Source organism: Streptomyces sp. NPDC002574 (assembly GCF_042889545.1).
GTDB lineage: Bacteria > Actinomycetota > Actinomycetes > Streptomycetales > Streptomycetaceae > Actinacidiphila.
The window spans coordinates 143,708-151,108 of sequence record NZ_JBIARB010000018.1; the positions used below are offsets into that span (position 1 = coordinate 143,708).

At 72.1% G+C, this 7,401-nt stretch carries 6 protein-coding genes; 5 read left to right on the forward strand and 1 reads right to left on the reverse strand.

The window, feature by feature from the left end; genetic code table 11:
- The first annotated feature begins 8 nt into the window (after positions 1 to 8).
- The 5 genes from ACFYXS_RS34880 to ACFYXS_RS34900 all read left to right on the forward strand — a co-directional run bounded on the left by ACFYXS_RS34880 (position 9) and on the right by ACFYXS_RS34900 (position 6,789).
- Positions 9 to 830: a hypothetical protein gene (locus tag ACFYXS_RS34880; RefSeq protein WP_389255622.1), complete on the forward strand. Its 822-nt coding sequence runs from the start codon at positions 9 to 11 to the stop codon at positions 828 to 830.
- A complete protein-coding gene (locus ACFYXS_RS34885; RefSeq protein ID WP_389255624.1) occupies positions 820 to 2,112 on the forward strand; it encodes a hypothetical protein in 1,293 nt (430 codons plus the stop codon). Before ACFYXS_RS34880 ends, ACFYXS_RS34885 begins: the two co-directional genes overlap by 11 nt.
- Complete coding sequence (locus tag ACFYXS_RS34890; protein WP_389255626.1) at positions 2,109 to 3,659, forward strand: SCO6880 family protein; 1,551 nt, start codon at positions 2,109 to 2,111, stop codon at positions 3,657 to 3,659. Before ACFYXS_RS34885 ends, ACFYXS_RS34890 begins: the two co-directional genes overlap by 4 nt.
- 152 nt (positions 3,660 to 3,811) lie before the next feature.
- The gene (locus ACFYXS_RS34895) at positions 3,812 to 5,197 is read left to right on the forward strand and encodes an ATP-binding protein (protein ID WP_389255648.1); all 1,386 of its coding nucleotides are present in this window, start codon (positions 3,812 to 3,814) and stop codon (positions 5,195 to 5,197) included.
- A 14-nt stretch (positions 5,198 to 5,211) separates the two neighbouring features.
- Positions 5,212 to 6,789 (forward strand): type IV secretory system conjugative DNA transfer family protein, encoded by a 1,578-nt coding sequence (locus tag ACFYXS_RS34900; RefSeq protein WP_389255628.1) that lies wholly within the window; start codon positions 5,212 to 5,214, stop codon positions 6,787 to 6,789.
- Here the strand turns inward: ACFYXS_RS34900 and ACFYXS_RS34905 are convergent.
- Complete coding sequence (locus ACFYXS_RS34905; RefSeq protein WP_389255630.1) at positions 6,786 to 7,295, reverse strand: GNAT family N-acetyltransferase; 510 nt, start codon at positions 7,293 to 7,295, stop codon at positions 6,786 to 6,788. The two genes, ACFYXS_RS34900 and ACFYXS_RS34905, sit on opposite strands and share 4 nt — an antisense overlap.
- Positions 7,296 to 7,401: the final 106 nt, after the last annotated feature.

The following is a 7,401-nucleotide window of genomic DNA, read 5'->3' on the forward strand; positions in this document are numbered from 1 at the left end:
AGCCCCCGATGAGCCTCGGCCAGGACGGCCCGCCCACGCGCACCACCCGGCTGCCCGAGTCCCCGGGCGGCACCGGTGGTCCGGCGCGCCGGCCCGCGCGCTCCAGTCGCAGCCTCGTCACCGTCGTCGGCGTCGTCGTCCTCCTCGTCGCCGCCATCGCCTTCGTCAACCGCGGCGGCGACCACGGCGGGGGAACCGCGGGCTCCGGCAACGGCGACCGCGCGGCGGGCGGCACCGCCCCCCAGCCGACCGCCGCCACCGGCACCCGCCCGGTCGACGGCAAGTCCGCGGGCATCCCCACGGGGTACTCCCGCACGGACCAGGGCGCGCAGTCCGCCGCGGCCAACTACGCGGTGGCGCTGGGCTCCGACGGCATGTTCGCCCCGGACCGGCGGCACGCGATCGTCGCGGCGATCCACGCCCCGGACGTCGTCGGCCGCCTCCAGACCGACCTGGACCGGGCGTACTCGCCGAACTTCCTCCAGAACGTGGGCCTGAACCAGGACGGCAGCGTCCCGGCCGGCTACACGTTCGTCTCCCGCACCATCCCCGTGGGCTCCAAGGTGACGGAACTCTCCGGCAGCAGCGCCACCGTGGAGGTGTGGTGCACTGGTCTGGTCGGCCTGGCCGGTGAGGGATCGACGAAGCCGGTGACCCAGACGTGGTTCACGATCACCGAGCAACTCACCTGGGCCGGCGGGGACTGGAAGATCGAGTCGTCCGGCCAGAAGGAGGGCCCCGCGCCCGTCAACGGCGACAACCGGGCGGCGAGCGCGGACGAGATCGCCAACGCGGTCGAGGGATACGGAGGCTTCACCTATGCCCGGTAACCGCCTGCGCCGCGCGCTGTCCGTCACGGGCCTGGTGGCGGCCGCCCAGACCACGCTCGTCCTGGCCGCCTCCCGTGCCGCGGCAGCCCCCTCACCGACGCCCAGCCCCAGCGGGACCAAGAGCGCCTGCGACTACATCGTCGGCCAGGCACGCGACTACTGCGAAGGCGGCGACGGCTCCGGCGGTGGCACACCGTCCGTCGTCGATCCCCTCGACCCGCTGTCCTCGCTCGCGAAGGGCTGCGCCGACGCCGCCGCCTGGGTCATCGAAGGCCTGTCGAAGGCGGTCACCAAGACCGCCGCCGTGGACTTCACCAACAAGGCGTTCCTGACCCAGTACGCGGTCGTCTTCGCCGCCTCCACGTTCCTCACGCTGCTCCTGTGGCTGCTGGCGGTCGCCAAGCGCGCCGTGCGCGGCGTGCCGCTGACCGAGGCGCTGACGGAGGCCGTCGGCTTCCTGTGGCTGACCGTCATCGCCTCCGCGTTCACCCCGCTGATCCTCTACACCGTGGTGTCCGCGACCGACAGCATCACCGAGGTCATCGCCTCCGGCACGGCCGCCAACACCGATGTGTTCTTCGGGTCGTTCACGGACGCGCTCACCAAGGGCTCCGACATCGGCGGCGGCCCGATCATGCTGATCGTGGTCTCCCTGGTCTCCGTGCTCGCCGCCGGCGTCCTGTGGCTGGAACTGGTGATCCGGGCCGCGCTGCTGTACGTGGGCGCCCTCCTCGGCACCGCCGTGTACTCGGGCCTGGTCGACAAGAACATGTGGCACCACGTGCGCCGCTGGGCCGGGATCATGATCGCGGTGATCCTGGTGAAGCCGGTCATCGTGATCGTGCTGGGGCTGGCGGGCGCGCTCAGCGGCTCCGACGGGCCCACCGCCTTCGGCGCCGTCGTGTCGGGTCTGGCCATCATCCTGCTGGCCATCTTCGCCAGCGCGATGATCTACCGCTTCGTGCCCGGCTTCGGCGACGACGTGGCCAGCCTGCGCAGCAACCGCAAGGCGAGCTCCGAGTCCCAGGCGGCCGCCGTCATCTCCTCGCCGGCCGCGCTCGTCAAGCAGGGCATCAAGACCCACAGTTCCCGCGGCGGCGGCCCGGAGCAGCCCACGGGCGGCGGCGGGGGCCAGCCCGCCAACGCCGTGCCCAGCGGCATCGCCGCCCACAGCAGCCGGAACGGCGGCTCCAACGCCCCGGCCCCCGCGCCGTCCCCGCGCACCGGTCCCGACCGCGGCAACGGCGGCAAGAGCACCACAGCAGGAGGCGAAAGCCGGTGACGTCCCAGCCCTACGCCGCCCCGCAGCAGCGCCGTACGTATCTGATCGGCAAGGCCCGCCCCAACGCCATCGTGGGCAAGAACCGCGAGACGGGCGAGATCGCCCTGATCATCGCGGGCGCCTTCCTCGGCATGATGTCCGGCCTGCTCATCCCGATCCTGCCGCTGCGCATCCTGGGTCTGACCGGCTGGCCGCTGCTCGCCTTCGCCGCCGTCTACATGCCGTACCGGCGCCGGACCTTCTACCGCTGGTTCGAGATCAACCGCACCTACCGCAGGACGCTGCGCGCCACGCCGACGTACCGCTCCGCGGCCCTCGAGGCCGGCACCCGGCTCGACGGCCGGGAGGTCGAGATCGGGCCGCCGCCGGGCATCGGGCGCATCACCTGGCTGTCGGCGCCCTTCGGGCCGGACGAGATCGCGGTGCTGCTGCACGTCGACCGGCGCACGGTCACCGCGGCCATCGAGATCGAGGGCCCCGGTGTCGGCCTGCGCGACAGCGAGGACCAGGAGGCCCTGGTCGACCGGTTCGGCACCCTGCTCAAGCACGTGGCCAACGGCGACGGCTTCGTGACCCGGCTGCAGATGCTGGCCCGCACGCTCCCCGCGGACCCCGACGCCCACGCCAAGGACGTCGCCCAGCGCGGCGACGACCGCGCCGACCAGTGGCTCAAGGACTCGTACGAACAACTGCAGTCCATGGTGTCGACCTCCTCCGAGCAGCACCGCGCCTACCTCGTCGCCTGCATGCACTACAGCCGCGAACTCGCCGCCGAGGGCAACGCCATCGCCCGCGCGGCCGGCGTCGGCCGCAAGGCCCTCGACAAGGACGCGGGCATCGCCGCGGTCATGGCCCGTGAGCTGACCGACATCTGCGCCCGGCTCACCGAGGCCGACATCCGCGTCCGCCAGCCCCTCGGGCAGGCCCGGCTGGCGTCCCTCATCCACTCGATGTACGACCCGGACCACCCGATCGACCACCTCCAGGCGATGACCCGCCGCAACGCCTGGCCGGCCGAGCTGGACGCCACCGAGCCGACCTACCTCCAGGCCAAGACCCGCGAGTCGTCCACCCGCGCCCCCTGGTGCCACTCCACGGCGTGGGTCAAGGAGTGGCCGCTCACCCCGGTCGGGGTCAACTTCCTGGCGCCGCTGCTCGTCCACACCCCGGACGTGATCCGCACGGTCGCCGTCTGCATGGACCTGGAACCCACCGACGTCGCCATCGAGCGCATGCTCACCGAGAAGACCAACGACGACGCCGACGCCAGCCGGGCCGCCAAGATGAACCGCGTGGTCGACCCCCGCGACATCGCCCACCACAGCCGTATCGACCAGCGCGGCGAAGACCTCGCCTCCGGCGCCGCGGGCGTCAACCTGGTCGGCTACATCACGGTCTCCTCCCGCTCCCCCGAGGCACTCGCCCGCGACAAGCGCACGATCCGCGCCTCCGCGGGCAAGTCGTACCTCAAGCTGGAGTGGTGCGACCGAGAGCACCACCGGGCGTTCGTCAATACGCTCCCGTTCGCGACCGGCATCCGCCGGTAGCCGGGAGGACGAGCATGCGCCCGTGCGCACTTGACGCCCCGCCCGCAGGGGCGGCGCTAATGGGAAGGACGACAGGGACAACGATGCCGAGCCGAGGCCCGCGCCGCAGGCGCGCCGACCGCTGACGCCGAGGAGGCGCTCCACCCATGGCCATGCTGGACCCCCTCGCAGCGCTCACCGACGCCTTCACCGGCTTCCTCTTCGGCAAGGTGGAGAGCACCCGCCTCCCCGTCCGCACCTCCACGGGCCAGGCCCAGGCCGTCTACCTGCCGACCGCGGCCCCCGGCCTCGGCGACTCCGGCGTGATCATCGGCCGTGAGGTCTACTCCGGCAAGGGGTACATCTACGACCCCTTCCAGCTGTACGGGCAGCAGCTGCCGGCGCCGCACTGGCTGGTGCTCGGCGAGTCCGGCAACGGCAAGTCCGCCCTGGAGAAGACCTATGTGCTGCGGCAGCTGCGCTTCCGCGACCGCCAGGTCGTCGTCCTGGACGCCCAGGGCGAGGACGGCGTCGGCGAGTGGAACCTCATCGCCAAGGCCCTCGGAATAACTCCCATCCGGCTCGACCCGATGGCCGCCCTCGACGGCGGCATCAAGCTCAACCCTCTCGACCCCGCGATCACCACGACGGGCCAGCTGGCTCTGCTCCGTACGATCATCGAGGTCGCCATGGGCCGCGGCCTGGACGAGCGCTCCGGCTTCGCGCTCAAGGTCGCCCACGCCTACGTGCACGAGACCGTGACGGAGCGCCAGCCGATCCTGACCGACATCGTGGACCGGCTGCGGCACCCCATGGAGGACTCCGCCGACTCGATGAACGTCGCCCTGGAGGACGTCCGTGCCTGGGGCCTGGACGTGGCCCTCGTGCTGGACCGGCTCGTCGACGGCGACCTGCGCGGCATGTTCGACGGGCCGACCACCGCCGGCATCGACCTGGACGCGCCGCTCATCGTCTTCGACCTGTCCCACATCGACCGCAACTCCATCGCCATGCCGATCCTCATGGCGATCGTCGGCGTCTGGCTGGAGCACACCTGGATCCGCCCCGACCGGAAGAAGCGCATCTTCCTGGTCGAGGAGGCCTGGCACATCATCAACAGCCCCTTCGTGGCCCAGCTCTTCCAGCGCCTGCTGAAGTTCGGCCGCCGCCTCGGCCTCTCCTTCGTCGCCGTCGTCCACCACCTCTCCGACGTCGTGGACGGCGCCGCCGCCAAGGAGGCCGCGGCCATCCTCAAGATGGCCTCCACCCGCACCATCTACGCCCAGAAGGCCGACGAGGCACGCTCCACCGGGCGGGTGCTGGGCCTGCCCCGGTGGGCGGTGGAGATCATCCCCACCCTCACGCCGGGCATCGCCGTCTGGGACGTCAACGGCAACGTCCAGGTCGTCAAGCACCTCATCACCGAGACCGAACGCCCCCTCGTCTACACCGACCGCGCCATGACCGAGGGCTCCGTCAACGACTACGACGAGGACCAGGACCAGGGCGAACCCCGGGTCTCCCTCGACAAACACATGGCCGACGACGCGGTGGCCTGAACGGTGGCCTGACCATGGCGAGACAGCAGCACAGCAGCCAGGAGCGCGAGGGCGGCATCCCCGACGGCCTCATCCTGGGCGTGATCGGCTTCCTGCTCGGCATGACCATCCTGGTGTGGACGGGCACCGGGATAGCCGGGTTCCTCTCCCACGGCGCCTGGCCGGCCGACGTCCACTTCACCCGGACGCCCCTGGCCATGCGCCACCTCATCGCCCAGCCCCACGACATCGCGGGGGCCTGGGCCCCCGCCCCCCTGGCGGGCCTGCCCGGCTCGGGCCTCTTCTGGGGCGTCTTCATCGGGCAGTTGATGGTGCTGTTCGTCCTCACCGTCTTCGTCATGGGGACCATCGCCCGCACCAGGCTGCGCCGAGCCAACCGCCGGGCCGCGGCCAAGGCGGCGGCGGAGACGGCGCCCGGCCAAGGGCCCGCGCCGCTGGTGCCGCGCCCCGCCACGCAGAGCCCCACGGCCACGGCGCCGGTGCCGGCTCCGTCGCCCGCGGCGGATCCCGTCGTGGACGCCGCCCCCGCCCCGGTGCGCGCCGAGCCCCCCGCGGCCGCCGAGGTCTCCGTCGACCGCGAACTCACCCGCACCTACGCGGTCTTCGCCCCGCAGCGCGGCGACAAGGGTAAACGCCTCGTCCAGCCCGCCGTCCTCAACGCCGCGGGCCCGGTCCTCGTCACCACCGCCGACCCCGACACCTTCCACCAGACCGTCGGCAACCGCGCCAAGCTCGGACCGGTCCACGTCTTCGACCCGGCCCACCTCGTCGACACCCCGGCCCGGCTGCGCTGGGCGCCCCACACGGGCTGCGAGGACGTCCCCACGGCCATCACCCGCTCCCGGGCCCTGCTGTTCCCCGTACGGCCCCGTGCGAGCCTCGACGCGGCCCTCTACGACGCCGCCGAGACCCTGCTGCGCTGCTGGCTGCACGCCGCCGCGGTGGACGGCCAGCCGTTCCGCCAGGTGCACCGCTGGGCGGGCGGCAGCAACGGCCAGGACGCCGTACGCGTCCTGCGCACCCACACCCGCGCCGCCCCCGGCTGGAGCGGCGAGCTGGAGTCCGTCCTCCACGCCCACGCCGACCGTCGCGACGCCGCCCAGGCCCTCGTCCACCGGGCCCTGGAATCGCTCAACTCCGTCCACATCAGGGACGCCTGCAACCCCGGCCGTGCCGACTCCCTCGACCTGGAGTCATTCCTGACGGATCTGGGCACGCTTTACGTGGTGGGCGAACCCAACGAGGACCCGCGAACCCACCCGGGTGCGATGCCGCTGCTCACCGCACTCGTCTCGAGCGTGGTCGAGCACGGCCGGCGCATGGCCGCAAGGTCACCCGCCGGTCGGCTCGACCCACCACTCACGCTGGTCCTCGACGACGTCGCGGCCCTGGCCCCGGTCCCGGAACTCCCGGACCTCCTCGCCACGGGCGCCGCCACCGGGCTCCCCACCCTGGCCGTCCTCCGCTCCCCCGAACAGGCCCGCGACCCCTGGCGCTCCCCTGTCTGGCAGCGCGCCGACAGTCGCCTCGTCCTCGGCACCCAGCCTCCGGCCCTCCTCGACGAGATCCCGGACGCGGTCCAGCTGCCCTAAGGACGTTCCAGGGCCATCTCGTACTCGGTCTGCGACTCGTCCAGTGGGAACGCCATCGTCCGGCCCGTCCTGACGAAGCCCAACCGCTTGTAGAACGCCTGGGCACGGTGGTTGTCCTCGTGCACCCACAGCCGCACCCGCCGCACGTTCTCCGGCAGTTGCCAGGACCATTCGACGGCCGCCCCGAGCAACTCCGCGGCCAGCCCGCCGCCGCGGAACTCGGGCCGCACGTACACCCCGACAAGATGCGTCTGCGGCACGTCGTACTCCGCACCGGTCTCGACGAGCACGGCGACATTGGCCACGCGCTCGCCGGCCCCGGTCTCCGCGATGAACGACCGGGTCCGCGCCCGCTCTTGCCACACCTCGTCCGTGAAAGCCGCCTCGGTGTCGTACGTGTTGACGAAGGCCACACCGCTCACGGGGTCCTTGAGGGCTTCCAGTCGCAATGCCCGCTGAGCACGCCACTCGTCCGGACGGGAGGCACGTATCGCATAGGTCGTCATGGCGCGATGGTACGCAAAAAAGCCTCAACCCCCGAGCCGGAGCTCGGGGGTTGAGGCTAATAATTGTTCGGCGGCGTCCTACTCTCCCACAGGGTCCCCCCTGCAG

Bases quoted from the DNA above. Each gene is read 5' to 3' on its own strand.
- ACFYXS_RS34880 (WP_389255622.1), top strand. From the start codon at position 9: ATGAGCCTCGGCCAGGACGGCCCGCCCACGCGCACCACCCGGCTGCCC.
- ACFYXS_RS34885 (WP_389255624.1), top strand. From the start codon at position 820: ATGCCCGGTAACCGCCTGCGCCGCGCGCTGTCCGTCACGGGCCTGGTG.
- ACFYXS_RS34895 (WP_389255648.1), top strand. From the start codon at position 3,812: ATGCTGGACCCCCTCGCAGCGCTCACCGACGCCTTCACCGGCTTCCTC.
- ACFYXS_RS34900 (WP_389255628.1), top strand. From the start codon at position 5,212: ATGGCGAGACAGCAGCACAGCAGCCAGGAGCGCGAGGGCGGCATCCCC.
- ACFYXS_RS34905 (WP_389255630.1), bottom strand. From the start codon at position 7,295: ATGACGACCTATGCGATACGTGCCTCCCGTCCGGACGAGTGGCGTGCT.